The 326-nt window shown below is 69.9% G+C and carries 1 pseudogene; it reads right to left on the bottom strand.

What is annotated here, in order from left to right:
- Positions 1 to 225: pseudogene (locus CCN35_RS07760) on the bottom strand (MarR family winged helix-turn-helix transcriptional regulator); the annotation flags it as partial.
- Between the last annotated feature and the right edge of the window lie 101 nt (positions 226 to 326).

Here is a 326-nt window from a genome sequence, read left to right as displayed (position 1 = left end):
GCGGCCGAGCCTGCCGATCACCTCGGCGGTGGTGGAGCGGTCCAGTCCCACCCGCTCCCCCACCGTGCGCTGGTCGAGCCCCGGCTCGGCGACGAGCGCGTTCAGGACCGCGAACTGCGGCGAGGTGATCTCCTCGGAGACCATCGTGTTCCACAGCAGGTGGTGCGCCTGCTGCAACCGTCGGGCCAGGTGCCCGGGGTGGGTCGAGATGTCCACCGCGGCCATGTGCACTCCTTGCGTCGGTCGGCCGTTCCGCCCGTGACGTCGTCGTATGTGCCCCGCTTCGTATGTGCACTGAAGGCTACCTCCGCCTGCCTCCATGCCCT

It is taken from the genome of Streptomyces thermovulgaris (assembly GCF_002155915.1).
In the GTDB taxonomy this organism is placed as follows: Bacteria; Actinomycetota; Actinomycetes; order Streptomycetales; family Streptomycetaceae; genus Streptomyces; species Streptomyces thermovulgaris.
The sequence above is the reverse complement of the archived record's forward strand: the minus strand, read 5'-3'. Positions and strand labels throughout refer to the sequence as shown.